Source organism: Mycolicibacter arupensis (assembly GCF_002086515.1).
Lineage (GTDB): Bacteria > Actinomycetota > Actinomycetes > Mycobacteriales > Mycobacteriaceae > Mycobacterium > Mycobacterium arupense.
On sequence record NZ_MVHH01000135.1, the window covers coordinates 1 to 283 of the forward strand.

Below are 283 nucleotides of genomic sequence, written 5' to 3' on the forward strand. Positions count from 1 at the left end.
GTGTTCGGCGTGCTGGCGCTGGTCACCGCCACCGGCGGGGTGGTGTTCAACGCCAGCACCGTGACCTACCCGAAGCTGTTCCAGGAGCGCCTGAGCGACTTGCTGGCGTCGCCGCAGACCCTCGGCGTGGTGGTCAGCCTGGCCTATGCCTTCGGCGCGGTGGCGCAACTGATCATGGGGCGCCTGATCGATCGCCTGAACCTGAAGTTGCCGTTCGTCTTCCTCACCTTCTGCCAGGTGCCGCTGCTGCTGGCCCTGGCCTACGGCCACGGCAGCGCAGTGG

1 protein-coding gene is annotated in these 283 nt (G+C 67.8%); it reads left to right on the forward strand.

The genetic code is table 11. The features are described 5' to 3' along the window. Positions 1-283 (forward strand): hypothetical protein (locus BST15_RS21040; RefSeq protein WP_207572074.1); only part of this gene is annotated, 283 nt, incomplete at both ends.